This window comes from Actinomadura scrupuli, assembly GCF_050971785.1.
GTDB lineage: Bacteria > Actinomycetota > Actinomycetes > Streptosporangiales > Streptosporangiaceae > Actinomadura_E > Actinomadura_E scrupuli.
Map to the genome: position 1 here is coordinate 267,791 of NZ_JBPCCU010000007.1, position 24,845 is coordinate 292,635.

General features: G+C 72.5%; 25 protein-coding genes. 7 read left to right on the forward strand and 18 right to left on the reverse strand.

Features of this window, described 5'->3' with window-relative positions; translation table 11 throughout:
* Positions 1–54: 54 nt before the first annotated feature.
* The 7 genes from ACRYCC_RS29600 to ACRYCC_RS29630 form a co-directional block, all read right to left on the reverse strand.
* Positions 55–582: a hypothetical protein gene (locus ACRYCC_RS29600; RefSeq protein ID WP_433817007.1), complete on the reverse strand. Its 528-nt coding sequence runs from the start codon at positions 580–582 to the stop codon at positions 55–57.
* 102 nt (positions 583–684) lie between these two features.
* Positions 685–2,190 carry a sensor histidine kinase gene (locus tag ACRYCC_RS29605; protein WP_433817008.1) on the reverse strand — a complete coding sequence of 502 codons (1,506 nt, stop codon included), beginning with the start codon at positions 2,188–2,190 and terminating at the stop codon, positions 685–687.
* 5 nt (positions 2,191–2,195) lie between these two features.
* Entirely contained in the window at positions 2,196–2,924 is a 729-nt protein-coding gene (locus ACRYCC_RS29610; RefSeq protein WP_433817009.1) for a response regulator transcription factor, read from the reverse strand.
* 5 nt (positions 2,925–2,929) lie between these two features.
* Complete coding sequence (locus ACRYCC_RS29615) at positions 2,930–3,583, reverse strand: hypothetical protein (protein WP_433817010.1); 654 nt, start codon at positions 3,581–3,583, stop codon at positions 2,930–2,932.
* Positions 3,584–3,633: 50 nt separating this feature from the next.
* Entirely contained in the window at positions 3,634–4,920 is a 1,287-nt protein-coding gene (locus tag ACRYCC_RS29620) for an ABC transporter permease (protein WP_433817011.1), read from the reverse strand.
* A complete protein-coding gene (locus tag ACRYCC_RS29625) occupies positions 4,917–5,669 on the reverse strand; it encodes an ABC transporter ATP-binding protein (RefSeq protein ID WP_433817012.1) in 753 nt (250 codons plus the stop codon). Before ACRYCC_RS29625 ends, ACRYCC_RS29620 begins: the two co-directional genes overlap by 4 nt.
* The gene (locus ACRYCC_RS29630; RefSeq protein ID WP_433817013.1) at positions 5,666–6,877 is read right to left on the reverse strand and encodes an efflux RND transporter periplasmic adaptor subunit; all 1,212 of its coding nucleotides are present in this window, start codon (positions 6,875–6,877) and stop codon (positions 5,666–5,668) included. Before ACRYCC_RS29630 ends, ACRYCC_RS29625 begins: the two co-directional genes overlap by 4 nt.
* A 134-nt stretch (positions 6,878–7,011) precedes the next feature.
* Here ACRYCC_RS29630 and ACRYCC_RS29635 point away from each other — a divergent pair, with 134 nt between their 5' ends.
* The gene (locus ACRYCC_RS29635; RefSeq protein WP_433817014.1) at positions 7,012–8,460 is read left to right on the forward strand and encodes an efflux RND transporter periplasmic adaptor subunit; all 1,449 of its coding nucleotides are present in this window, start codon (positions 7,012–7,014) and stop codon (positions 8,458–8,460) included.
* Here the strand turns inward: ACRYCC_RS29635 and ACRYCC_RS29640 are convergent.
* Positions 8,449–9,054, reverse strand: coding sequence for a TetR/AcrR family transcriptional regulator (locus ACRYCC_RS29640; RefSeq protein ID WP_433817015.1), 606 nt, complete (start codon positions 9,052–9,054; stop codon positions 8,449–8,451). The two genes, ACRYCC_RS29635 and ACRYCC_RS29640, sit on opposite strands and share 12 nt — an antisense overlap.
* A gap of 14 nt (positions 9,055–9,068) precedes the next feature.
* Positions 9,069–10,643 carry an MFS transporter gene (locus ACRYCC_RS29645; protein ID WP_433817016.1) on the reverse strand — a complete coding sequence of 525 codons (1,575 nt, stop codon included), beginning with the start codon at positions 10,641–10,643 and terminating at the stop codon, positions 9,069–9,071.
* Between the two features lie 230 nt (positions 10,644–10,873).
* Between ACRYCC_RS29645 and panB the strand changes: the two genes are divergently transcribed.
* Positions 10,874–11,719, forward strand: a complete 846-nt coding sequence (panB, locus tag ACRYCC_RS29650; RefSeq protein WP_433817017.1) for a 3-methyl-2-oxobutanoate hydroxymethyltransferase — start codon at positions 10,874–10,876, stop codon at positions 11,717–11,719.
* A gap of 96 nt (positions 11,720–11,815) precedes the next feature.
* Here panB and ACRYCC_RS29655 read toward each other — a convergent pair whose 3' ends face one another.
* From ACRYCC_RS29655 to npdG, 3 genes are all read right to left on the reverse strand, one after another.
* Positions 11,816–12,496, reverse strand: a complete 681-nt coding sequence (locus ACRYCC_RS29655; protein ID WP_433817018.1) for a hypothetical protein — start codon at positions 12,494–12,496, stop codon at positions 11,816–11,818.
* Between the two features lie 3 nt (positions 12,497–12,499).
* Positions 12,500–12,844, reverse strand: coding sequence for a hypothetical protein (locus tag ACRYCC_RS29660; protein WP_433817019.1), 345 nt, complete (start codon positions 12,842–12,844; stop codon positions 12,500–12,502).
* Positions 12,845–12,979: 135 nt separating this feature from the next.
* Positions 12,980–13,687 carry an NADPH-dependent F420 reductase gene (npdG, locus tag ACRYCC_RS29665; protein ID WP_433817020.1) on the reverse strand — a complete coding sequence of 236 codons (708 nt, stop codon included), beginning with the start codon at positions 13,685–13,687 and terminating at the stop codon, positions 12,980–12,982.
* A 90-nt stretch (positions 13,688–13,777) separates the two neighbouring features.
* Between npdG and ACRYCC_RS29670 the strand changes: the two genes are divergently transcribed.
* Positions 13,778–14,401, forward strand: coding sequence for a hypothetical protein (locus tag ACRYCC_RS29670; RefSeq protein WP_433817021.1), 624 nt, complete (start codon positions 13,778–13,780; stop codon positions 14,399–14,401).
* 6 nt (positions 14,402–14,407) lie between these two features.
* Here the strand turns inward: ACRYCC_RS29670 and ACRYCC_RS29675 are convergent, their stop codons facing one another.
* A complete protein-coding gene (locus tag ACRYCC_RS29675; RefSeq protein ID WP_433817022.1) occupies positions 14,408–14,584 on the reverse strand; it encodes a hypothetical protein in 177 nt (58 codons plus the stop codon).
* A gap of 66 nt (positions 14,585–14,650) precedes the next feature.
* On the opposite strand from ACRYCC_RS29675, the gene map reads away from it, so the two are divergent.
* From map to ACRYCC_RS29695, 4 genes are all read left to right on the forward strand, one after another.
* Entirely contained in the window at positions 14,651–15,499 is an 849-nt protein-coding gene (map, locus tag ACRYCC_RS29680; RefSeq protein WP_433817023.1) for a type I methionyl aminopeptidase, read from the forward strand.
* Positions 15,500–15,551: 52 nt separating this feature from the next.
* The gene (locus ACRYCC_RS29685; RefSeq protein WP_433817024.1) at positions 15,552–16,277 is read left to right on the forward strand and encodes a ComEA family DNA-binding protein; all 726 of its coding nucleotides are present in this window, start codon (positions 15,552–15,554) and stop codon (positions 16,275–16,277) included.
* An 84-nt stretch (positions 16,278–16,361) separates the two neighbouring features.
* On the forward strand, positions 16,362–17,114 hold the full coding sequence (locus tag ACRYCC_RS29690) for a metal-dependent hydrolase (protein ID WP_433817025.1): 753 nt from the start codon (positions 16,362–16,364) through the stop codon (positions 17,112–17,114).
* Positions 17,115–17,228: 114 nt separating this feature from the next.
* Positions 17,229–18,296 carry a S1C family serine protease gene (locus tag ACRYCC_RS29695; protein WP_433817026.1) on the forward strand — a complete coding sequence of 356 codons (1,068 nt, stop codon included), beginning with the start codon at positions 17,229–17,231 and terminating at the stop codon, positions 18,294–18,296.
* A 45-nt stretch (positions 18,297–18,341) separates the two neighbouring features.
* Here ACRYCC_RS29695 and ACRYCC_RS29700 read toward each other — a convergent pair whose 3' ends face one another.
* The 5 genes from ACRYCC_RS29700 to ACRYCC_RS29720 form a co-directional block, all read right to left on the reverse strand.
* On the reverse strand, positions 18,342–18,992 hold the full coding sequence (locus ACRYCC_RS29700; protein ID WP_433817027.1) for a response regulator: 651 nt from the start codon (positions 18,990–18,992) through the stop codon (positions 18,342–18,344).
* Entirely contained in the window at positions 18,989–20,209 is a 1,221-nt protein-coding gene (locus ACRYCC_RS29705; protein ID WP_433817028.1) for a sensor histidine kinase, read from the reverse strand. Before ACRYCC_RS29705 ends, ACRYCC_RS29700 begins: the two co-directional genes overlap by 4 nt.
* A gap of 119 nt (positions 20,210–20,328) precedes the next feature.
* Positions 20,329–22,344, reverse strand: coding sequence for a bifunctional copper resistance protein CopD/cytochrome c oxidase assembly protein (locus ACRYCC_RS29710; protein ID WP_433817029.1), 2,016 nt, complete (start codon positions 22,342–22,344; stop codon positions 20,329–20,331).
* 3 nt (positions 22,345–22,347) lie between these two features.
* The gene (locus ACRYCC_RS29715) at positions 22,348–22,995 is read right to left on the reverse strand and encodes a copper resistance CopC family protein (RefSeq protein ID WP_433817030.1); all 648 of its coding nucleotides are present in this window, start codon (positions 22,993–22,995) and stop codon (positions 22,348–22,350) included.
* Between the two features lie 84 nt (positions 22,996–23,079).
* On the reverse strand, positions 23,080–24,834 hold the full coding sequence (locus ACRYCC_RS29720; RefSeq protein ID WP_433817031.1) for an AMP-binding protein: 1,755 nt from the start codon (positions 24,832–24,834) through the stop codon (positions 23,080–23,082).
* Positions 24,835–24,845: the final 11 nt, after the last annotated feature.

A 24,845-nucleotide genomic window follows, 5' to 3' on the forward strand; every position in this document is an offset into this window, starting at 1 on the left:
GCATGGGAGCGTTCCTAGACGGAAGATCAGATCTATGGGTTCCGTTGGTTCCGATCAGGTCGTACCGCCCGTGGACGGCAACAACGATGTGCACGCCTTCACCGCGGCCGCGACCTTGGGGTCCTCGGTGCGGAGGACGAAAGGCCGGTTCGCCGCGGGGAGAGGCGCGCCGTGCTTATTCATGCAGGTACGGAACTTCTGCACGGCCGACAGAACACCGCTGTTCAATCCGCCGGGCAGATAGGCGCCGCACTTTCGGACCGCGATCTGCTGTCGCGGGGAGAGCGCCGGCTGCTTGACGGCCGACAGCGGGATGCCCTCGCGTTCCAGGCAGGCGGCGAACCTCGAATGGGCGCTCAGCACCGGGGCGGACCCGCCGCCCGCTCCGGTCTCGCCCTTGGGCAGCGGCACGGGGGCCTGCCCCGGTGCCGTGCCGGACGGCGCCGCGGACGGCGTGCCCGGGCTCGCCGCACCGGCGGCCCTGGTCGGGCCGGGACCGCCACCACCACCGCCGCACCCGGCGGCCAGCAACGGCCCGGCGGCCAGGACGAGAACGCCCACCAGCCTCACCGCTTCCTTCACCGACATGCCCCTTCACCCGGGTCTCCCCCGTACCAGCAAGAGGGCCGGAGCCTATCCGACAACGGCCGCCGCGGACAGGGCCGCGGGCCGGATCCTGCGGTCTCACATGCCGCGCAGTACGACACGGAACAGCGCCCCCTCCCCCGGCGCGGTCTCCAGCTCCACCGTGCCGGCGTGCGCGTGCACCAGGGCGGCGACGATGGACAGGCCCAGCCCGCTGCCGCCGTGCGCGCGGCTCCGCGACCGCTCGGCCCGGTAGAAGCGCTCGAAGACCCGCTCGGCCTGGCCGGCCGGGAGTCCCGGTCCCTCGTCGGCCACCTCGAGCACCACCCGCCGGTCACCGCCCGCCGTCTCCTGGCGGCCGACGCCGACCCGGACGGGGGTCCCGGCCGGGGTGTGGATCAGTGCGTTCCCGATGAGATTGGTGATCACCTGGCGGAGCCGTACCTCGTCACCGATCACGGTCACCGGAGCGTCCGAGCCGTCCAGCCGGATCAGGTCGATCTCCCGGTCCGGCGCGAGCGCCTGGGCGTCCAGGACCGCGCCGGCCGCCAGGCTGAGCAGGTCGACCGGCCGTTCCTCCAGCGGGCGCTGCTGGTCCATCCGCGCGAGCAGCAGCAGGTCCTCCACCAGCAGGCCCATCCGGGAGGCCTCCTCCTCGATCCGGCGCAGCACCTTGGCCGCCTCGGGGTCGGCGGCCTCGCCGCGCCCGTGCGCCTCCTGCCGGTACAGCTCGGCGAATCCGCGGATGGAGGTCAGCGGGGTACGCAGCTCGTGGCTGGCGTCGGCGACGAAGCTGCGCATCCGGTCCTCGGATCGCCGTGCGGAGGCCGCCGAGGACTCGCGGTCCCGGAACGCGGACTCGATCTGCGCGAGCATGCCGTTGAGGGCGCCGCCGAGCCGGACGACCTCGGCCGGGGCGGCCCGGTCCGGGACACGGCGGGCCAGATCGCCGGCCGCGATCGCCTCCGCGGTGTCCTCGATCTCCACCAGCGGGCGCAGGCTCACCCGGACCAGGACGTACCCCGCCCCGGCCAGGCAGGCGAGCACGACCGCGCCCACGCCCGCGTCGATGAGCGCCAGCCGGGCCACGGTGCTGTCGGCCTCGGCCAGGCTCAGCGCGACCACCCGGCTGCGGCCGCCGGGCTCGGACCGGGCGACCACCCGCCACCGGCCGTCCCGGCCGCCGGCGGAGTCCACCGTGAAGGGACGCCCGTGCCGCCGGGCCACCTCGCCGGCGGTGAGCAGGGGGAGGGACGGCCGGTCGTCGGTGAAAGGCTCCGCCAGGTGCTCGGCGACCGTGCCGTCGCGGTCGAGGATGACGCTGTAGAGCCCGGTGAACCGGCGTATGCGCAGCTGGTCCGGGGGCCGGGCGGCGAGCGGCGGGCCGCCCGGCTGCAGCGCGCGGGTGTGGCTGGCGAACCGCAGCTGCTGGTCCACCTGGTCGGTGAGGTAGCCACGCAGCATGCGGATGCCCACCAGCCCGGTGACCACCAGCGCCACCGCCACCAGGAGCAGCGTCCCGGCCACCAGCCTGGCCCACAGCGGGGCCCGGACCAGCCTGATGCGCAGCGGGACCCGCCGCACGCCGTCCCGCCGGCCGCGCACGGTGATCAGCCGTCCCGGGGCGCGCGCAGCATGTAGCCGACCCCGCGCAGCGTGTGGATCAGGCGCGGCTCGCTCTGGTCGACCTTGCGGCGCAGGTACGAGACGTAGGACTCGACGACGTTGCTGTCGCCGCCGAAGTCGTACTCCCACACGTGGTCGAGGATCTGCGGCTTGGACAGCACCCGGCCGACGTTGGACATCAGGAAGTGCAGCAGCCGGAACTCCGTCGGGGACAGGTGCACGGGCTCGCCGGCCCGCCGTACCTCGTGGCTGTCCTCGTCCAGCTCGAGGTCGGCGACCTGGAGCCGGCCCACCTGCCCGCCCTCACCGCGGGTCCGCCGCAGCACGGCACGGATCCGGGCCAGCACCTCCTCCAGGCTGAACGGCTTGGTGACGTAGTCGTCGCCGCCGAGCGTCAGCCCGGTCACCTTGTCCCCGGTGCCGTCCCGCGCGGTGAGGAAGACCACCGGCAGGGGGCGTGCGCCCGAGCGCAGCCTCCTGATGACGTCGAAGCCGTCCATGTCCGGCAGCATCACGTCGAGCACGACGAGGTCCGGCCGGCAGCGCTCGGCGACCTGCACCGCCTCCCGGCCGTCGGCGGCGGTGAGCACCTCGAACCCGGCGTAGCGCAGGCTCGCCGACAGCAGCTCCCGGATGTTCGGCTCGTCGTCGACGATCAGCAGCCGTGCCTCCGCCGCGGCATCCGCCGGTGCCGCGGCGTCCTGCCCGTCCACGGTGTTCAGTTTCCTCCCCGTCCGCCGCCGGCGGGCCCCCCGGTGAGGCCGCTCGCCTGGTTGATGGTGGTCGCCGTCATGGCGCCGTCCTTGCCGGGCGTGCCCTGAACGACCACCGTCGAGCCGGGGGCGAGATCCTTCACCGTGCCGTCCTTGGAGACCCGGATCTTGGTAGCGCCGTTGGTCGTCACCTGGACCACGCCACCCGATGCGGTCTGCACGTAAATCGTCTTGCCGTCGACCAGTTTCACGGTACCGAAGGTCGCGCCCCCCGCGGTCCCGCCCGGTGCCGCCGGGCCGCCGGGGACCACTCCGCCGGGGAGCGCGCCGCCCTGGGCGCCCTGCTGCCGGCCGAACCCGCCGGCCCGCTGGCCCCCGGCGAACCCGCCGGCCGCCGCGGGGAGCCCGCGGGCATTGCCGGAGCCGTTGCCGTCGCTGCCCCAGTGCTTGTCCGCCTGCACGCCGCCGGCGAACCCGGCCACCAGCAGCACGCCCGCCCCGAGATAGGCCGTGGCACCGGGCAGCGCGCGCCGCGGCGGCCGCGCCGCCAGCTCCTCGTCCAGGTCGCCCTCGAAGGGCGAGGTCTGCAACAGCTCCTCCGCCGTCATCGGCTCGGGCCCCTGTTCGGGCCGCTCCGGCGAACGCCGCCTGGTCCCCACGCTGGTCTCCCCTTGTCCGGTACGGCTCGTACGGTCATCCACTGGTGGCCTCATTCATGGCGGAGCGCCTCGATCGGGCGGAGCTTGGCCGCGCGGTTGGCGGGATAGCTGCCGAAGAACAGGCCGATCGCGATCGAGACCGCCAGGGCCAGCGCGATCGAGGACGGGACGATCACGGGTTCGACCCCGACGATGGTGAACTGGCTGCCGATCACCCCGCCGGCGACGCCGAGGACGCCGCCGACGAGGCTGAGCACGGTGGCCTCGGCGATGAACTGGCCGAGGATCGCGCCCTTGGGAGCGCCGATGGCCTTGCGGATGCCGATCTCCCGGGTCCGCTCGGTGACGGTCACCAGCATGATGTTGGTGATCCCGATCCCGCCCACCAGCAGGCTGATCGCCGCCACCGCGCCCAGCAGCACCGTGAACGTCCGGCTGGAGTCGGCCACCGTCGACTGCAGGCTCGCCTGGTTGAGGATCTGGAAGTCCGCCGGTACCGAGCCGCCGATGCCGTGCCGCTGGTCGAGGATGGCGGTCACCTCCGACTGCGCCGCGTCGACGGTCTTGGCGCTCTTGGCCTGCACCACGATCTGGTTGAGCCCGGCGAAGCCGGTGAGGCTCTGCTGCACCGCCGACAGCGGCGCGATGGCCACGTCGTCGGGGTCCTGGAAGCCGGCGCCGCCCTGGGTCTTCAGCACGCCCGTCACCGTGAACGGCACTCCGCCGACGCTGATCTGCCTACCGACCGGGTCCACGGTGCCGAACAGCTCCGTGGCGACCGTGGAGCCGATGACCGCGACCTTGCGGGCGTTGGTCACGTCGTCCGCGGTGAACGCCGCGCCCTTGGCGACGACCTTGTTGGCCGCCTCGAAGTAGCCCGGGTAGGTGCCCACGAACTGCCCGATCGCGTGACTCGACCCCTCGTAGGTCGCGGTCGACGACGAGGCGTTCACCACCGGGGACGCGCTCTTGACCGAGGGCGCCCCGGAGGGATCGGTGAGCGCCTTCGCGTCCGCCACCGTCAGGTCGTGCGCCTGCGTGCGCGGCCCGGTGTTCTGCTGCTGGGCGCCTCCGGCCGGCCCGCCGAATCCGCCGAAGGCACCGCCACCGCCACCGCCCCGGGCGCCGCCACCGGTCGTGGACTTCATGACGGTCAGCGAGTTGGACCCCAGCCGCTGGATGTTCTTCTGGATCGCCAGCGACGAGCCGTTGCCCACCGCGACCAGCAGGATCACCGCGCCGACGCCGATCAGGATGCCCAGGGTGGTCAGCCCGCTGCGGAGCTTGTTGGCGCTCAGGCCGCGCAGCGCGAACCTCAGGATCTCCAGGTAGCTCATCGGACGCCCTCCCCCAGCATGGACAGCCGGGGCGGCGGCCCGTCGACGGGGGCCTGCCGCCGGTCCTCGACGACCTCGCCGTCGACCAGCCGGATCACCCGCTTGGAATGGGCCGCGACCTCATCCTCGTGCGTGATCAGCACGATCGTCCGGCCACTGACGTTCAGCCGGTCGAGGATCCCCAGCACCTCCTGAGTCGACGTCGTGTCGAGGTTGCCGGTCGGCTCGTCGGCCAGCAACAACGCCGGCGCCGTCACCAACGCCCGCGCCACCGCCACCCGCTGCTGCTGACCACCCGACAACTCACTCGGCTCATGACCCACCCGATCCGCCAGACCCACCCGATCCAACGCCGCCAACGCCCGACGCCGCCGCACCGCCCCCCTCACACCCCCGTACGCCAACGGCAACTCCACATTCGCCAACGCCGTCATCCGCGGAATCAAATTGAACGACTGAAAAACAAACCCGATCTTCCGATTACGCAAGACCGACAACCGCCGCTCCTCCAACACCCCCACATCCACACCATCCAGCAGATAACGCCCCCCACTCGGCACATCCAAACAACCCAGAATGTTCATCAACGTCGACTTCCCCGACCCCGACGCACCCATGATCGCCACGTAGTCGCTCCGCTGCACGGTGACGGAGACTCCGCGCAGCGCGTGCACGGCCGTCTCGCCCGCCCCGTAGACCTTCGTGACGTGCCGTACGTCCAGGACCGGGGAGTCCTGCGGGGGGCTCATCCGCGGCCACCGCCGCCCGCACGGGCCCCGCCGCCGCCGAGACCGCCGCCGCCCAGGCCGCCGCCCGGGAACCTGCCGCCGCCCGGAAGCTGGACGCCCCCGGTCCCGGTGCCGGCGGACAGGACCACGCGCTCGCCCGCGGTCAGCCCCGACTTGATCTCGGTGCCCTGGTCCCCCTTCACGCCGATCTGGACCGGCGTGACCACCTGCTTGCCGTCGCGCAGGACGGTGACGCTGCTCTGGCCGCCCACCGTGCGCACGGCCGCCGTCGGTACGTACAGGACCCCGGCGGCCTTGGACACGATCACCTGGACACTGGTGGTCTGCCCGAGCCGGATGCCGGCCGGCCTGCCGGTCAGCGAGACGGTGACGCCGTACTGCACGACGTTGCCGGTGGTGGTCGAGGACATGTCGATCGCGGTGACCTTGCCCGCTGCGGTCACGCCGGTCAGCGCGTCGAAGGAGACCGTGGCCGTCTGCCCGAGCTTGAGCTTGGTGGTGTCGGCCTCGGTGAAGTTGGCCGTGACCGCGAGCCGGCCCGTGTCGGCCACCGTGATGAAGCCGCCCGACGAGGACCCGGTGGACGAGCCGCTGGAGGAGCCCGAACCCGCCGCGCCGCCGCTGCCGCCGCTCGCCCCGCTCGAACCGCCTCCAGAGCCGCCGGAGCCGGACGTGCCCGAGGTGCCGGTCCCGGCGGAGCCGCCGGACGAGCCGCCGACGGTGCCGTTGACCGCGGTGACGGTGCCGGCGAAGGGCGCCTTGAGCACCGTCGCGTCGAGCTGCCGCAGCGCCGCGTTGTAGGAGTTCCGGGCCGAGACGTAGCTGGAGTAGGCCTGGGCGGTGGAGGTGTCGTCGTCGGCCGCGTCCAGGGCGGCCTTGGTCACGGTCACGTTCTCCTGTGCCGCGGTGGCGTCGAGCCGGGCCAGCACCTCCCCCTTGACGACCTTGTCGCCCGTCTGGACCTCGATCCGCTTGACCGTGCCGGAGGTGCCGAAGCTCAGATCCCGGCTCTTGGCGCTGACGACCGAGCCCGAGGCCGACACCGACGACATCACGGTCCCGCGGGCCACCGCACCGGTCGGGGCCGCAGCCGTACCGGCGTTGCCGTCGGACGCGAGCGAGATGTAGCCGTACGCCGCGCCGCCGACCAGCAGCACCACCAGCGTGCCGTTCACCAGGGCGGTCCGGCGATGGAAGGAGAATTTCACGGACCGCAGCATTCACGGCCCGGCTTGGGTGAACTTGGGCTGTCCCTGAAAGTTGTCTGTGAGTCCGTGTTCCACAGCAAACTCTCAGGTCGGCTTCAGCCGTCTGTGACGTGCCGTGGGCAGGGTGATGCCCCATGAGTTCGCGAGCCTTCACGATCCGCCGGCCGCCGGGAGGGCCCCGGAACGCGCTCGTCGTTCTCGGTGCCGTGGTCGTCGTGGGCGGGTCGCTGATGGCCGTCGGGGGCGACGTGCCGGACCGCATCTCGTACGTGAGCGTCCGCCAGGGCGACGTCACCGCCACGGTCGGCGCGGCCGGCAACCTGCAGAGCGCGCAGATCCGCGAGGTGGGCTTCGGCACGTCCGGGACGGTCGTCAGGCTCGGCGTCACGGCGGGGCGGCCGGTCAAGGCCGGGCAGGTCCTCGCCCGGCTCGACCCCACCCAGGCCCAGGAGCAGGTGGACGCCGCCGTCGCGGCGCTGGCGGCGGCCGACGAGGCCTACGACAAGGCCGGCACGCAGAGCGCGGCGCCGGCCGCCTGCACGGCCGGCAAGGGCGGCTCCGGCCAGGGCTCCGTCACGGCCGCGACGGCCACCCGGCCGGTGCGCGGACGGCCGTCCGCAGGGCCCGCCGTCTCCCCCACTCCCACTCCGACGCCCCGGGCGGGCAGGCCCACCAGGTCCCCCCGGCAGACTCCGCGGCCGACTTCTTGGCCGACCAGGACGCCCACCCCGACACCCCGGCCGACGGGCGGCCCGCGGCCGTCCGCGTCCGGCGCCCCGTCCGGATCCGGCGGGGGCGGCGGGCAGGCGGGCGGCGTGCACGCGGGCGGCGGCCAGGCGGGCGGCGCGCAGGCGTGCGGGACCGGCGGCGGCGCGGCGCAGGCCCAGCAGGCCGGTGGCCAGTCCAGTGGCCAGGGCGCCGGTGCGGGGCGCGGCGGCCGGCCGGGCACCGCGACCACGAAGGCGCAGGCCGGCGCCCAGGTCGTCAAGGCGCAGGTGACCCTCGCCCAGGCCAGGCGCGCCCTGGCCGGGACGGTCATCACCGCTCCCATCGACGGCACCGTGCTGACGGTGGCGGGCACGGTGGGCAGCCAGGTCAGCGGGCCCGGCTCCAGCGGCTTCGTCACCATCGGGAACCTCGACGAGCTGCAGGTCCAGGCGAAGTTCTCGCAGACCGAGGTGGCCCAGCTGAAGATCGGTCAGACGGCCAGGATCACGCTCGCCACCCGGCCCGGCGAGTCGTACGACGGCACGGTCACCCACATCGACCCGGCCGCCACGACCACCGGCACGCTGGTGCAGTACGGCGTGATGGTCGCCTTCGACCGGGTGCCCGCGGGGCTGCTGCTGGGCCAGACCGCGACCGTCCAGGTCACCGTCCGCGAATCGGACGGCACGCTCTACGTGCCCGCCGCCGCGGTCGTCCCCGGCGCCGGCGGCACGTACACCGTCCAGGTCCGGCACGGGTCGGACACCAGCACCCGCGCCGTGCGGATCGGCGTACGCGGCGATCAGTACATCGAGATCCGCTCGGGCCTCGTCGCCGGAGACCGGGTGCTGCTGCCCCGCCCGCTACCGGGCTGAGAAGCCGCGCAGAACGGTGTCGACCAGTCGCGGGGCGAAGTCCTCGGGCAGCGCCCGGTCCCGGTCGAGACTGCGCGCCCGCAGGGTCATGGCGCCCAGGATGATCGCCTCCGCGACCTCGATGTCCAGGTCATCGCGGAACTCCCCGCTGGCGACGCCCCGGCGGAGCACGCCGCGGAAGACCTCGCGACGTGGTTCGAGGACGTCCTGCTGGAACTTCCGGACGAGCTCGGGATGCTTGGCCGCCCCGCCGAGGATGTTCCAGACGCAGTCGAAACGCCGGTCGCCGGGCGGCCTGATGGCCTGGGTCAGCGTGATCAGGTCGTCCCGCGCCGTCACCCCGGCCAGCGGCGGAACCGGCTCCTTGAGAGTGGCCAGGGCGTCGACGATGAGCGCCTCCTTGTTGGCCCACCGCCGGTAGATCGTGGTCTTGCCGACCCCCGCCCGGGCGGCCACCGCCTCGATCGTCACGCCGGCGACGCCCGCCTCCTCGATGAGGAGGTCGAGCGTCGCGTCGATGATCGCCTTTTCGGCGCGCTCGCTGCGCGGCCGGCCGGGCGGCCGGGCTGCGAGGCGTTCAGTCGTCTCGGTCATCGGGAGTCAACTTCTCACACTTCCGCGGTCTCCCGCTTTCGTGCCGCCGCGGCGTCCGCCGCGCCGGTCGTGCCACGTCCCGGCATCCACTTGAGCACGACCAGCACGCCGGCCAGCGTGATGACGGCGGAGATCGCCGAGGCCACGTGCATGCCGTCGACGAAGGCGGTGTGGCCGAAGTCCACCAGCCGGTCCGCGGGCAGGTGCAGCTTGTCCGCGATGCCGGTGGTGGCGCCGATGGAGTCGCCCGCGGCCTTGGGCAGCCCGTTCAGGTGCGGGGTCATCTCGTCACGGTAGATGGAGGAGACCACCGAGCCGAGCACCGCGACACCGAGCGCGACCGCCACCTGACGGGAGACGTTGGTCAGCGCCGAGCCCGACCCCGCCTCCTCGCGCGGGAGCACGGACATGACGGCGTTGGTGGCGGGCGGCATGACGTTGGCCATCCCGGCGCCCTGCAGGAAGAAGCCCACCTCGAGCACCCAGATCGGGGAGTCCACGGTGAGGAACTGGTAGCTGACGACCGCGATGAACACCACGATCAGGCCCGTGGTCGTGGTCGCCTTGGCACCGAACCGCTGGACCATGGCGGAGCTGCGAGGGGAGAAGATCAGCTGCGCCGCCGCGAACGGCAGGGTGAGCAGGCCCGCCTGCAGCGGGGTGTAGTCGCGGACGCTCTGCAGGTAGATCGAGACGAAGAAGAACACCCCGGCCATGCCGAAGAAGACCAGCGTGATCGCACCGACCGAGGCCGACAGGCGCGGGTCCCGGAACAGCTTGACGTTCAGTGCCGGGTGCTCGATGCGGGACTCGTACCAGACGAACAGCGCCAGCACCAGGACACCGGCGACGATCGGGCCGAGCACGCTCGGCGTCGTCCAGGTGGCCTTCTCGCCGCCCTCGATGATGCCGTAGGTCAGCAGGATCAGGCCGGCGATGGACAGCAGCACGCCGAGCGAGTCGATCTTGGACGGGCTGGGGTTGCGCGACTCGGGGACCATCAGCACGATCCCGATGACGCCCACGATGATGATCGGCACGTTGATCAGGAAGACCGAGCCCCACCAGAAGTGGTCGAGCAGGAGCCCGCCGGTGACCGGGCCGATGGCGATGCCGATGCCGACGGCGCCCGCCCAGAGCCCGATGGCCTTGCCGCGCTCCTGCGGCTCGAAGACGTTGGAGATGATGGACAGCGTCTGCGGCATGATCGCCGCACCGCCCAGGCCCATGGCCGCGCGGGCCCAGATGAGCTGCTCGGGGCTGGTCGCGTAGGACGAGATCAGCGAGGAGACACCGAACAGCAGCATGCCGATGATCAGCATGCGCTTACGGCCGATCCGGTCGCCGATGACCCCGAAGGTGAACAGCAGGCCGGCGAAGACCAGCGTGTAGGAGTTGATGGCCCACTCGAGTTCGCTCTGGGTCGCGCCCAGACCTTCACTCGGGTCGGCGATGGTCTTGAGTGCGACGTTGAGGACCGTGTTGTCCAGAACGACCACGAGCAGGCTGACGACCAGGACACCGAGGATGTACCAGCGCCGGCTGTGCACACCGGATCCCGGCCCCTGGGATGACGGCTGCAAGGACATGTCTCTCCTTCTGAGCGGCAGTGCTCTACCGATACGTCTGCGTTTCGTAACGAGCAGAGCGTACGAGCCATTCCTTCGATACGCAACAGTAGCGTTTCGTAACTCGGAGACCACGCGGCGGAGCTCCCCCGGATCCGGAATTTCGGGGGCTACCACATCCGTTTTGTCCGTGGGATCATCGATTCCGTCCGGGTACGCCACCGTGGCGCCTCGAGACTGTGGAGGTCGACGTGTCTTTCTCCAACCCTGCCCAGCCGACCACTCTCTACGGCGGCAAGAGCGGGCGCCGGGTCACCGTACGCGACATCGCCGCCGCGAAGGAGCGGCGCGAGAAGTGGCCGATGCTCACCGCGTACGACGCCCTGACCGCACGGGTCTTCGACGAGGCCGGCATCCCTGTCCTGCTCGTCGGTGACTCCGCCGCGATGGTCGTGTACGGCTACGACTCGACCATTCCGGTCACCGTCGACGATCTGATCCCGCTGACCGCCGCGGTCGTCCGCGGTTCCCAGCGCGCCATGGTCGTCGCCGATCTGCCGTTCGGCTCGTACCAGGCGGGCGTCGCCGACGCCCTGACCACCGCCGCCCGCTTCCTCAAGGAGACCGGCGCGCACGCGGTCAAGCTGGAGGGCGGCCACCGGGTGCTCCCTCAGGCCGAGGCCCTGGTCGCGGCCGGCATCCCGGTGATGGGCCACCTCGGCCTCACCCCGCAGTCGGTCAACGTGTTCGGCGGCTACCGGGTGCAGGGCCGCGGCGAGTCCGGTGAACAGCTGATGTCCGACGCCAAGGCGCTCGAGGCGGCCGGCGCGTTCGCCGTGGTGCTCGAGTGCGTCCCCGAGGACCTCGCCGCACGGGTCACCGCGGCGCTGTCCATCCCGACCATCGGCATCGGCGCCGGCGCGGCGTGCGACGCCCAGGTGCTGGTCTGGCAGGACATGGCCGGGCTGAGCCCGCGCACCGCCAAGTTCGTCAAGACCTACGCCGACATGGCGGGCGTCCTCTCCTGTGCAGCCAGGTCGTTCGCCGACGAGGTCGTCGGCGGCGCCTTCCCCACCCCCGAGCACACCTACCACTGATCCACCACCGCCCCTCCCTGCCGTGATCATGCAATCGTTGGACGATTGATTGCATGATCACGGCGGCAGGGCCTGGTCACACGGCAGGGCGCCTGGTCACACGGCGGGGCCGGTGACCTGCGGCGGAGCGGGGTCGGCCTGGATCTCGTCACGCAGCGTCCGGACCGCGGCGCTCACCACCTCGGCGCCCGCGACGTTCATCAGCAGCAGGCCGAGGTTGAGGGCCTTCTGCGTGTCGCTCATCTTGCTGGCGGCCAGCGCGTCCACCGCGGTGCGCAGATCACGCTGGTCCTCGGCCGAGACGTTCTGCAGCAGCGCCAGGCAGAGGGTGGGCAGCGCCAGCCGCGACTTGGCGAAGGAGACGTGCGTCATGATCTCCCGGGCCTTGGCGGACCGGTTCTGCGCCACCATGCGGTCGACGCCCCGGTCCGCCGCGGCCAGCAGGGAGGTCAGCAGGGTGCTCGGGCCCACCGCCACGTCCTGGTCGTGGATGCGCACGGTGAACAGCGCGCTGCGGAACAGCGCCATCGACCCGAACGCGGCGACGAGCACCTGGAGCGCGCCCTCGGTGCCCTGCGCGGCGCCGAAGTCCCAGCCGAAGATGTGCATGAGCAGCAACGCCGCCGCCCCGGCGGCGGCGTTGATCAGGACGTAGCCCCAGGTGCTGACCACCCGGATCAGCGAGGCGGGACGGTCGCGGTAGCGCGAGATGAGCTCGGTCGCGCCGACCAGCCCTCCCAGTGCGGCGACGATGAGATAGGGACCAAGAGGGCTCATGCGTCAGTCGCCGGACTCACGTTCGGTCAGCTCCACGGTCTCCTTGGCACCGGTCTGCCGGACCCGGACCAGCCCCCTGGAGGTCAGGGCGCGCACGGTCTCGGCGACGTCCAGCAGCCCCATGTCGAGACGCTCCGCGACCTGCTCGATGGGCAGCGCGCCGCGGTCGGAGCCGAGCAGGCTGAGCATCCGGCGGCCGGGCTCGGAGAGCCCGGTGTCGACGTCGGCGTCCTCCGGGCCCCGGCCGTGGCCCTCCGTGAGGTAGGCCGGCGCCTGCCGGCCGCCGGAGCGGTCGTCGGCGGGGTCGAGGAAGTTGCTCCACGGGTCGGCGGAACTGGGCTGGCGCACTCTGGGCCCCTGTCGGAGAGGACTCACCCCGTATGGGGCATGTCTCTCAGATGGTAGAACGCCGCACCCGGTTCCGCAGGGACCCGCCGTTCTCGTCGTGGCCCGGATCCGCGCCGGGCCGTCCCCGCGAGCGGGTCAGACGTCGGTGACGCGGAAGCCGGCGTGCGCCTTGTAGCGGCGGTTGATGGAGATGAGGTTGGCGGTCAGCGCCTCGACCTGGTGGGCGTTGCGGAGCCGGCCCGCGTAGACGCCGCGCATGCCGGCGATCCGCCCCGCCAGCGCCCGGACCAGGTCGGTGGCCTCCCGGTCGTCGCCGAGGACGAGCACGTCCAGGTCGACCTCCTCGATCGAGGGATCGAGCAGCAGGACCGCCGACACGTGGTGGAACGCGGCCACGACCCGGCTCTCGGCGAGCACCGCGGCGGCCTGCTGGGCGGCGCTCCCCTCCTCGACGGGAAGCGCGAAGGACCCCTGCTTGTCGAAGCCGATCGGGTTGACGCAGTCGACGACGACCTTCCCGGCGAGCTCGGCGCGCAGCGACTCGAGGGTCGCCTTGTGACCGTCCCAGGGCACCGCGACGATCACTACGTCGGCCTCGGCCGCGACGGCGGCGTTCTCCGCGCCGCGGGGGGCCGCGCCGCCCCCGGAGCCCAGCGAGTCCCCGATGTCGCCGGCGGCCTGCCGGGCCCGTTCGGCGTTGCGCGAGCCGATGATCACTTGGTGGCCGGCCAGCGCGAACCGCCTGGCCAGGCCCTTGCCCTGGTCTCCGGTGCCGCCCAGGATGCCGATCGACAGACCGCTCACATCCGGCAGGTCGTACTGGCTCTTGTGCTGTTGCGTCATGCGCCGATCCTGCCAGGGCCGCCCGCGGCGAACTCCACTGACCTGCCGAACCCGCGGAATGAGCGGCCGTGCGGTGCTCCGTACGGCACCATGAGGTGCGTGGACGCCGACCAGGTCGCTCTGTTGCGCGAGGTGCTCTCCGCCACCGGATGGCTGGAGCGGACCCAGCAGTTCGCCCGCGCGCTGCGCACCTCCACCCGGGACCCGGGCGGGCTGCTGCTGCTCGGCACGCCGGAGGGAGAGCCGTGGCATCTGGCCGCCCACCTCGACGACGAGAGCCGTTTCAACCAGATCCCCGAGCTGATGCCCACGCTGGTCCGCTGGGAGCCACCGCCGGACGCGCCCCCGCATCTGCGGATCGGGCTGGACCGGCTGGCCGAGACGCGGCGCGGCGAGACCCTGTTCGTGGTCGCCGAGGACGAGACCGCTCCGGTCCCGCTGCTGGAGCGGGTCGACGACGCCCGCCGCACCGGCGCGGTGATCCTCACCCTCGACGGCGGCGACCGTGAGCTGGCCGGCCTGGCCCACGACTCGCTGATCGTCCCGCGACGCGACGCGCTGATCTCCTTCGACGGCGCCCAGCACCTGGTCAGCGCCGCCGCCGGGACACCGTACGAACACCGCCGGGGAGCGGGGGGGACGGGCCGCCGCCCGTCGCTGCGCGACCGGCTGGCCCGGATCCTCGACCGGGTCAGCGGCACCGTCCCCGACTGACCCCCGTCAGTCTCCGTCCTGCCGCTGCCAGGCCTCGTTACGCTGCCGGGCCAGCTCCAGGGCGCCCGCGGCGGCCTGCTCGGAGTCGTACGGGCCCATCCGGTCCTTGTTCGGGCACCCGGGCCCGTGTTCCACCCGCTGGTGGGTGAGACAGAAATACCATCGGTCATCCTCGTCAGGCATGAGACCTCCCGATCTTGACTACGTGTCGACATCGTCCCCAGATTCGGGCAACTACACTCGGGACGTATGACGACGCTACTTCGGCCCGGCCGCGTTTCCCCCCTGCGCAAGGTCCCGGCGTCCATCCCCCGCCCGGAGTACGTGGGAAGGAAGTCGCCCCGCACCGGTGAGCCCGACGTCAAGACGCCCGAGATCATCGAGAAAATGCGGGTCGCCGGGAAGATAGCCGGTCAGGCCCTGGAGGAGGTCGGGCGCAACGTCCGGCCCGGCATCACCACCGATGAGCTGGACCGGATCGGGCACGAGTTCATGCTCGACCACGGGGCCTACCCCTCGACCCTGGGTTACCGCGGCTTCCCCAAGTCGCTGTGCACCTCGATCAACGAGGTGATCTGCCATGGGATCCCGGACGACACGGTGCTGCGCGACGGCGACATCGTCAACGTGGACATCACCGCGTTCATCGGCGGCGTGCACGGCGACACCGACGCGACCTACCTCGTCGGGGACGTCGACGAGGAGTCCCGGCTGCTGGTCGAGCGGACCCGGGAGGCGATGATGCGCGGCATCCGCGCCGCCGCCCCCGGCCGGGCGATCAACGTGATCGGCCGGGTCATCGAGTCCTACGCCCGCAGGTTCGGGTACGGCGTCGTCCGTGACTTCACCGGGCACGGCATCGGCACGACGTTCCACTCCGGGCTGGTCATCCCGCACTTCGACGACCCGAACGCCACGGCGCTCATCCAGCCGGGCATGACGTTCACCATCGAGCCGATGCTCACCCTGGGCACGATCGACTACGAGATCTGGAAGGACGGCTGGACGGTCGTCACCAAGGACCGCAAGCGCACCGCGCAGTTCGAGCACACCATCCTGGTGACCGATGACGGCCACGAGATCCTCACCCAGCCCTGACGTTCCCGGGTAGGTGGTGGTCAGGGAAGTCGCGCGGGCGGAGGAAGCACCGATGAACTCCCCATCGACCCCGCCCGCACCGCGGGAGGGCCGGCCGATCCCCTACGAGCCCCGGGTGCCCTCGGACACCATGCCCCCCGGGCGGGCCGCGATCAGCGTCTCGTGGGCGGCGCTGCCCTTCCTCACCCTGGGCTGGGCCACCCCCTTCACGTTCGCCGCGGCGGCCCTGTGGCGGCGCACCCCGCACATCGTGGTCGCCGCGCTGGTCTACGCCGGGGTCTTCGCCCTGCAGATCGTCGTCCTGCCGGACATCGACCACGACCCCCGGTCGCGCAACGTCTTCGGCGCCTGTGTCCTCGTGCAGGCCCTGGTGGCGTGCGCGCACGCGTTCATCATCCGGCGCCGGGTCTTCGACCCCTCCGGGAGCGAGGGAATGGGCGGCAACGAGGCGGCGATCGAGTGGGTCCGCCGCCAGCGCCTGCTCCGGCAGAAGGCCCGGGACCTGGCCCAGCGCGACCCGGGCCTGGCGCGCGAGCTGCGCATCGGCCGTCCCGACCTGCACCGGCGCTACGACGACGGCGGGCTGGTGGACGTCAACCATGCCCCCGCCTCCTCGCTGGAGACCCTGCCCGGCATCACCCGGGAGCTGGCGGACCGGATCGAGCGGATCCGGTCGGAGGTCGGCGGGTTCAGCTCGGCGGAGGAGCTGTCCGCGGTGGCGGCGCTGCCCCCGGCGCTCACCCCTGACCTCGCCGAATTCGGCCTGTTCCTGCCCTGACCGCGGGAAACCGGCGCGGCGGCTGCGCGAATGTCCATGATCGGGTTACAGTCCCGCCGTGTCGAATAAAACGGGGAATGCCGCATGATGGGCCACACGCACGCGCTGACCGGGGCCGCCGCCTGGCTGGCCGTGGTCCCGCTGGTCACCAACCACGGGCTGCTCGGCGACCACGCCGTCGCGCTCAGCCCGGCCCAGATGGCGGCGGGCGCGCTGGTCTGCGCGGGGGCGGCGCTGCTGCCGGACATCGACCATCACGACGGCGGTATCGCCAACACCTACGGTTTCCTCACGCGGTGGCTGTGCCTGGCCATCGGCAAGATCTCCGGGGGGCACCGGCACGCGACCCATTCACTGGCCTTCGCGTTCGGCGCGGGCTGGGCCACGGACGTGATGGCCACGCACGCCTTCAACCCGCACTACGGCGGACAGCCCCTGCCCGGCGTGGTGGCGGCCTGGTGGGTGATGCTGTTCCTGGTGGTCGGGCTGGGCCTGCGCGGGGTCGGGATCGGCTTCAAGGACAGCGACCATCTCACCGGCCTGCTCAACGCCGTGCTCGCCGCGGGGCTCGTCTACGTCATGCGCCATCTCGACATGCGCTTCGTGGGCTACGCGGTCACGCTGGGCTGCCTGGCGCACGTCGCCGGGGACTGCCTGACGCCCCGGGGCTGCCCGGTGTTCTGGCCCGCGCAGTGGCGGATCGGCTTTCCGGTCGTCCCGCGCACCAACGGCACCGTCGAACGCTGGGTGGTGACCCCGGCGCTCACGCTGTGCGTCGTCGTCCTCGCGGTCCGCTCGGCGCTCGGGGACACGGCGGTCGACTGGCTGAAGTCCTGACCGCGGACCTGCACCGTAACTAGGTAAAGGACCTGGCAAGATCGCGGACGAGTCGTGCCCACCCGGCCGTTTCCCCCCGAAAACAGGGAAGACCGTGTCCGGGAGGTACTACTCGTGCACAGAACGTCGAAGTTACGCGCCGGCGTGGCGGTGCTGGCCGTCCTCGCGCCGCTGTCCGGCTGCGGTGCCCCGGCGGACCGGGTCAGGCAGGCGGGCACGACGGCCTCGCCGTCGCCCGCGGCCGGCGGCGGTGTCGCCGACCAGCTGCAGACCCGGTACGAGCAGGTCGTGCAGACCGTGCTGCCCTCGGTCGTGCAGATCACCACCGAGCAGGGCGAGGGCTCCGGGGTGGTCTACGACAACCAGGGCGACATCGTCACCAACGCCCACGTGGTCGCGGGCGCGCGCGACCTCCAGGTGACCCAGGCCAACGGCGGCAAGCCACTGAAGGCCACCCTGGTGGGGACGTTCAGCGCCGACGACCTGGCGGTGATCAAGGTGACCGGCGGATCGCTGCATCCGGCCCGGTTCGGCGACTCGAGGCCGCTGCGGGTCGGTCAGATCGTCATGGCGATGGGCAACCCGCTCGGGCTGTCGGGCAGCGTCACCCAGGGCATCGTCTCGGCCCTGGGCCGTACGGTCACCTCCAAGCCGGAGGGCGCCTTCCGGGGCGCGACGATCGCCGACGCCATCCAGACCAGCGCGGCCATCAATCCCGGCAACAGCGGCGGCGCCCTGGTGACCCTGACCGGTGAGGTCATCGGCATCCCGTCCGCCACCGCCGTCGATCCGGAGCTCGGCGGCGCCGCGCAGGGGATCGGCTTCGCGATCCCGAGCCGCACGGTGAACCGCATCGCGCCGCAGCTCATCAAGACCGGGAAGGTGACCAACTCGGGGCGGGCGGCGCTCGGCGTGGTGGTCCGCGCGACCTCCGACAACTCCGGCCGGCCCACCGGAGTGGGCGTGGTCAGGGTCGCGCGGGGCGGTCCCGCCGACAAGGCGGGCATCAGGCCCGGGGACACCATCACCGCCGTCAACGGCGCGCCCACCCCCAGCCCGTCGGACCTGACCGAGGCGCTGGCCCGCCTCCAGCCGGGCGCGACCGTCAAGGTCGACACGCTGCGCCCGGACGGCACCCGGAGCAGCGTCCAGGTGAAGCTCGGGGAGCTGCCGAACTCCTGAACGGTGCGCACGAGACGCCCGCCGGCATCCGGGTTCGCCGGACCGCTACCCCGGGACGATGAACCCGCTCTCGTAGGCGAAGATGACTGCCTGGGTGCGGTCGCGGGCCTGCATCTTGGCGAGCAGGTTGCCCACGTGGGTCTTCACCGTCTGCGGGCTCACGAACAGCCCTTCGCCGATCTCGGCGTTGGACAGTCCCTTGGCCATCAGCCGCAGCACCTCACCCTCCCGCTCGGTGAGCTGGGCGTGCCACCGGGCGCCGTCCCGCCCCGCCGGAACGTGCCGCGAGGCGAGCGTACGGATCGCCGCGGGGAACAGCAGGGTGTCGCCGTGCGCCACCATCTGGATCGCCTGCACGATCTCCTCCGGGCGGGCCCGCTTCAGCAGGAAGCCGCTGGCCCCGGCCCGGAGCGCGTCGTAGACGTAGTCGTCGTTCTCGAAGGTGGTGACCACCAGGATCTTGGGCGGCTCGGTGAACCGGTCCATGATCTGCCGGGTGGCCTGGATGCCGTCCACCGAGGGCATCCGGACGTCCATCAGCACGACCTCCGGGCGCAACCGGGTGACCTCCGCGACCGCCGAGGCGCCGTCGCCGGCCTCCCCCACCACGGTCAGACCGGGCTCGATGTCGATGATGGCGCGTAGTCCCGCCCGGATGAGCTGCTCGTCGTCCACGATCAGCACGGTGGTGCTCACTGGCCTGCCCTTCGAAGTGGAATCGTGACCGAGACCCGCCAGTGCCCATCGCCGGGGCCGGCGGTCATCTGACCTCGCAGCACGGTGACCCGCTCGCGGATGCCGGGCAGCCCCCTGCCCCCGCCGCGCCGGTCGTCGCCCCGCGCGCCCAGCGGATTGATCATCTCGAGCTCCAGCCGCTCGCCGAGCACCGCGAGCCGGAGCGTGACCGGCACCTTGCCCGCGTGCCGCAGCGTGTTGGTCAGGCCCTCCTGGACGATGCGGAACGCCTCTCGGGAGACCGCCGCCGGGAGCTGTCCCGGCTCCCCCTCCACGTGGGCGTCGATCTCCACGCCGGCCATCCGGGTGGTCCGCAGCAGGCCGTCCAGATCCTTGAGCGTGCGCTGCGGCGCCGTGCCCGCCGCCTCCTCGCGGAGCAGGCCGAGCACGTGGTCGAGGTCCTCCAGCGCGTGCCGCGCCGACTCCTCGATCGCGGCCAGCGCCTGGCGGGCGAACGCCGGATCGGCGTCCAGCACCCGGGCGGCGGCACCGGCCTGCACCGTGACGATGCTGAGCGCGTGCCCCACCGAGTCGTGCAGCTCGCGGGCGAGCCGGTTGCGCTCGGCCAGCGTGGTGGCCCGCCGCTCCGCCTCCGCCAGCCGGTCCGCCGACGACGGCCCGAGCAGGACGGGCGCCAGCCGGGTCGCCAGCGCCCCCACCCCCGCGATGGAGTATCCAAAGGCCACCAGCAGCACCAGGCCCGAGGCCGGCAGCCAGCTCGACGACCAGCCGGGGCTCACCGTGAAGAACGCGAGCCGGGTGCTGTGACCGCGCAGCGGCAGCGCGAACAGGCCGACCGCGCCGGCGGGCAGTCCCAGGCTGAGCAGGCCCATCACGCCGCCGGCCAGCAGATGCCCGGTGAACCAGCCGGAGGTCCGCAGCCGGGCCCGCCAGGGGCGGCCGTCTCCGATCGTCTCGGGAGCCCCGAGCAGCTCTCTGGCGGCGGTCCCCTCCATCACGCGGACGGCGGGCACCAGCCCGGTCACCACGATCGGCACGATCAGGGCGACCACGGTGACCAGGGAGTGGATCAGGGAGTTGCCGTGCTCGGCGGCCCCCAGCGAGCCGAGCACCATGGAGGCGATCAGATAGGGGGTGAGCAGGGCGCCGCCCAGGATCAGGTAGACCCACCTGCGCCAGGTGGTCAGGGCGATCAGGGGACGCAGCAGCCGCAGCACCCCCTGATCCTGGCAGATTTCCGGACGATTCCGGCTCCCCCGCGGGGCGGCATCCGGCTCCCCCGCGCGGGGGAGCACCCATCCCGGCACGGCCCGTCCGGGCGACGTGCCGGGGACGCCTATTCGCCGGCGCCGGACCGCCGGGAGCCCCGGTCCAGCGCGGAGAGGTAGGCGTTGTAGTCGGACAGCTCGTCGTCCTGCTGATGGGCGACGGCCCGGTCGGACTTGCGGTCGAGGCGGGCCGACAGCCGCTGCTCGTCCATGAACCACTGGAACACCAGGGCCAGCAGCACGATGAAGGTGGGGATCTCGCCGAAGGCCCAGGCGATGGAGCCGCCGGTGTGCAGATCCGAGGCGAGCGAGGCGCCCCAGGTCCGGTGCAGGGAGACGTACCAGGAGTTGGCGAGATCGTTCATGTTCATCAGCGCGACGCCGAAGAACGCGTGGAAGGGCAGGGTGACGAACAGCAGCAGCAGCTTCCCGACGTGGGGCAGCTTGTGCGGGGCGGGATCCACCCCGATGAGCACCCAGTAGAACAGGCCGCCGGCCAGCAGGAAATGCGTCAGCATCGCGATGTGCCCGAGATGGGCGCGCATCGCCATCTCGAACAGCGGCGAGAAGTACAGCACGTACGTGCTGGCCACGAAGATCACCGTGGCCACGAGGGGATGGCCGAGCACCTTGACGACCCGGCTGTGCAGGATGATCGTCAGCCACTCGCGGGGTCCCCGGTCCCCCTTGATCGGGGCGGGCTTCAGCGCCCGCAGCGCCAGCGTGACCGGGGCGCCGAGCACCAGGAAGATCGGGGTGAGCATCGCCAGCACCATGTGCTGGGCCATGTGCACGCTGAACAGGACCGGCGAGTAGGTCGCCACCCCGCTCATCGTCACGGCCACGATGGTGAGCAGCCCGATGAACCACGCGGCGATGCGGCCGTACGACCAGGTGTCCCCGCGCCGGCGCAGCCTGAGCACCCCCGCCAGGTAGGCGCCGCCCAGGACCAGGACCAGGACCACGAAGAACAGGTCGAACCGCCAGAGCGTCAGCAGCCGGCCGACCGTGATCTCGGGGGGCAGGTCGTAGCCCAGCAGGCCCTTCACCACGCTCTCCGGCGGGCCCGTCACCGGGGGCGCGGTGCGGGCCAGCGCGACGGCGACGCCCATGGTGCCCGCCATCACCGCGGCCTCGACCGCGGCCAGCCGGGCGAAGGCGCGCGGCTCGCGCGCGGCCACGGCCGGCAGCGTACGGGTGCGGTGCATCCAGCCCAGCCAGCCGAGGACGACGAAGGCGGCGGACTTGACCAGGATCAGCCGGCCGTAGTCGCTGGTGATCAGCTCGGTGGGGTCGGGCAGCCGGGTGACCGCGTTGGCGAAGCCGGTGACGCCGACCGTGACGTAGCACCACAGCGCCAGCCGGCTGAACCGCTCGGCCGCGACGCCGAGCCGCTCCCCGCCGGTCAGCGCGTGCCAGGCCAGCACGGCCAGGCCGCCGATCCACGGGACGACCGCCGCCAGGTGGAGGGCCAGGCCGACGACGGCCACCGAATGGTTGGGCGAGGCGGCCGAGTGCCCGGTCAGCGGAGGCGGCATGAGCCCGATCATCGCCAGCACCAGCAGGGCCAGCGCGGTCCCGGGGGTGGCGGTGGTCCTGGTCAGCAGGGCGATCACGATCGCGATCAGCACCACCAGCATCAGCGCGGTGCCCTGCGGAAGCTGGCCGACGTAGCTGCTCAGCTCGCTGCCGCCGACGACCTGCCCGACCGGCTCGCCGAGGATGTCGGCGACGGTGAGGATCAGGGTGATCGCGGCGGCGGTGGCCCAGCCGGCCGCCAGCCAGGACGCCGCCCGCACGTAGCGCACGGCGATGGGATCGAGGGCTCCCTTGTCCGAGGGGACCAGCACGGCGGCCATGAGCAGCGCGCCCACCGTGAGCGCCGCGCCGGCGTCCAGCGCGAACCGGGCCACCGGCAGCCCCCACCGGGTGAGGGTGCCCGCGTCGCCGAGCCCGGGAATGACCTTCTCCGTCACCGCCCCGCCGGCCAGCGCCGCGATCACCAGTGCGGTGACCCCCCCGGCCGCGGCGATCGCCGCCGCGATCGCCGCGGGCCGGTGGGTGACGGCGCCGGATCGGGTCACGACCTAGTCTCCATCGGCCGCGGCCGTGCTCTTCTTCTTGCGGAGTAGGACGATGCCCAGCCCGATGCCGATGCCGGCGAGCAGCCCGGCGCCCACCAGGAACCACTTGGCGGAGCCTCCGGAGGCCTTGAGCTCCCGGCCCTCCACGCCGCCGCCCTGGGCCGATCCGGGGGCGCCGGTGCCCGTGCTGCGCTCGACGGCCGCACCGCCCGCGGCCGTGGCCTGCCCGTCCGGCCCCTGGACGCCCGTGTCCGGACCGGTCGCGACGTCGGTGGGACCGGTGATCGAGAACGGCAGGGACTCCTCGACCGGGTGGCCGTCGGCGGAGACGACGCGGTAGTCGACGGTGTAGGCGCCGGCGGGCAGCCCGGCGGCCACCTTCTGGGTCACCGTCGCGCCCTTCACCTGGGCGGCACCGGCCTGGTGCCTGCCGCCGGCGGCATCACGGACCTGCACCTGCGCCCGCGTGACCCGCTCGCTGAACACCAGGGTCACCTCGCTCAGCGCGGTGACCTTGGCGTCCCTGGCGGGCGTGCTGCTGAGCAGCTTGGTGTGGGCCGAGGCCGGTACGGTGAAGAACGCGCCGAACGCCACGACGATGGCGGCGATCAGGGCGAGGCGGCCGATCTGGTTACGCGGAGTCATAGTCATATGTAGGGATCAGGTCGGGATCGAGGACGTCACTAACCATAGTGACCCCTCGAAGTGGTCCGCGCCCAGGTCGCGAACAGACCGTCACATGCCGGAGAGCACGTGCCGGCGGCCGTGGGCGGCGAACTCCGCGCGGAGGGCGGCGACCAGGGCGGGAGTGAGCGGCCGGTAGACCGGCTCACGGCCGGGGCGCCACCACACCCGCCCGGCGCATTCCCAGCGCTCCGCCCGCAGGGGGCGCTTGTCGACCTTGTTCGTGGAGGTCAGCGGCATGGCGTCGATCACGCGCACGAATCGCGGCGCCCATTTGGTGCCGAGGTCCGCCTGGGCGCCGAGGAACTCCGCGAAGGCACCGGGGTCGAACTCGCCGTCGATCTCCAGGGCCGCCATCACCTGATCACCCGTGCGGGGGTCGGGCACCGGATACACCGCGCACATGACGACCGGCGCCCACCGGGACAGGATGCGCTCCACCGGCGCGGCCGCGAAGTTCTCGCTGTCCACCCGCAGCCAGTCGCTGTCGCGCCCGGCGAAGTAGAAGTAGCCGGCCTCGTCGCGGTACCCCAGGTCGCCGCTCCAGTAAACGCCCTCGCCCTCGGCCTCGGGCGCCGGGCCCGGCCCGGCCGGGGCGGCGGGGAACCGGGGGCGGACCCGCCGGGACTCGGCCTCGGCGTTGTTGTAGTAGCCCTCGAAGGTGCCGGCCACGTTCAGGCCGACGATCTCCCCCACCGCCTCCCCGGGATTGAGCAGCCCGCCGGCCTCGTCGAACCGGGCCCGCGGGCATTCGGCTCCGCTCGCGGGGTCGAGGATCGCCACCTCCACGCCCTGCTGGGGCAGGCCCAGGGCGTCCGGCGGGCAGCCGTCTGCCCGGTGCATCGAGATCGCCCCCTCGCTGGAGCCGTAGGCGTCGATGACCCGGCAGCCGAACCGGGCCCCGAAGCGCGCCATGTCCTGGGCGGACGCCTCCGTGCCGAACGCGGAGTGCAGGGTGTTCACGGCGTCCCCGGCGCCTTCGGGGGTCGCCAGGATGTACGCCAGCGCCCGGCCGACGTAGTTGAAGAAGGTCACCCCGTACCGGCGGACGTCGGGCAGGAACCCGGAGGCGGAGAAGCGCCGCCGCAGGACCACGGTCGCCCCCGTGCCCACCGCCATGGCCAGGTTCGCCATGATCGCGTTGCCGTGGAAGAGCGGCATCGCGACGTAGGTCACCGAGTCCCGGGTGATATCGAACAGGTCGGCCCGGCCGGCGATCGCGGCGAGCCGGCCCTGGCTGCAGGCCACCGCCTTGGGCGCCCCGGTCGACCCCGAGGTGAACAGCAGCAGCAGCCGGTCGCCCGGGGCGATCCGGGACACCTCCGCGTACGGCCCGGAATCGGTGCCCGCCGGACGGCCCGGGGGCGGACCCGTACCGTCGTCCCCGTCCGGTCCGGAGCCGGTGAGCAGCACGTCGCCGGGGGCCACTCCGGTGTCGAGGCCCTCGAGCAGGACGGCGTGCTCGGCGTCGGTGACGATCAGGTCGCAGTCGGTGTGCCGGATGTCGGCGGCCAGCTCGGCGCCGCGCCGGGTCGGGTTGATGCCGACGAGGGTCGCCCCGGCCAGCGCGGCCGCCCCGATCCAGAAGACGTACTCGGGAACGTTGTCCAGCAGCACGCCGATGTGCAGCGGCCGCCCGCCGGGCCGCTCCCGCGCCGCCCTGCCGGCGGCGAACGCGGCCCTGGTCCGGGCGGCCTGGACGACCTCGGCCCAGCTGTGCCGCTCGTCCTCGAACAGCAGCCCGGGATGGTCGTCATCGGCGCGTGCCATCAGCAGCCGCGCGAAGGTGTCCTGCCCGCTCTCCACGCCGACCGAGC

Coding starts and splice junctions, on each gene's coding strand:
- ACRYCC_RS29635 (WP_433817014.1), top strand. CDS start 7,012: ATGAGTTCGCGAGCCTTCACGATCCGCCGGCCGCCGGGAGGGCCCCGG.
- ACRYCC_RS29675 (WP_433817022.1), bottom strand. CDS start 14,584: ATGCCTGACGAGGATGACCGATGGTATTTCTGTCTCACCCACCAGCGG.
- ACRYCC_RS29620 (WP_433817011.1), bottom strand. CDS start 4,920: ATGAGCTACCTGGAGATCCTGAGGTTCGCGCTGCGCGGCCTGAGCGCC.
- ACRYCC_RS29625 (WP_433817012.1), bottom strand. CDS start 5,669: ATGAGCCCCCCGCAGGACTCCCCGGTCCTGGACGTACGGCACGTCACG.
- map (WP_433817023.1), top strand. CDS start 14,651: ATGACGACGCTACTTCGGCCCGGCCGCGTTTCCCCCCTGCGCAAGGTC.
- ACRYCC_RS29655 (WP_433817018.1), bottom strand. CDS start 12,496: ATGAGCCCTCTTGGTCCCTATCTCATCGTCGCCGCACTGGGAGGGCTG.
- npdG (WP_433817020.1), bottom strand. CDS start 13,687: ATGACGCAACAGCACAAGAGCCAGTACGACCTGCCGGATGTGAGCGGT.
- ACRYCC_RS29670 (WP_433817021.1), top strand. CDS start 13,778: ATGAGGTGCGTGGACGCCGACCAGGTCGCTCTGTTGCGCGAGGTGCTC.
- ACRYCC_RS29685 (WP_433817024.1), top strand. CDS start 15,552: ATGAACTCCCCATCGACCCCGCCCGCACCGCGGGAGGGCCGGCCGATC.
- ACRYCC_RS29690 (WP_433817025.1), top strand. CDS start 16,362: ATGATGGGCCACACGCACGCGCTGACCGGGGCCGCCGCCTGGCTGGCC.
- ACRYCC_RS29640 (WP_433817015.1), bottom strand. CDS start 9,054: ATGACCGAGACGACTGAACGCCTCGCAGCCCGGCCGCCCGGCCGGCCG.
- ACRYCC_RS29715 (WP_433817030.1), bottom strand. CDS start 22,995: ATGACTATGACTCCGCGTAACCAGATCGGCCGCCTCGCCCTGATCGCC.
- ACRYCC_RS29645 (WP_433817016.1), bottom strand. CDS start 10,643: ATGTCCTTGCAGCCGTCATCCCAGGGGCCGGGATCCGGTGTGCACAGC.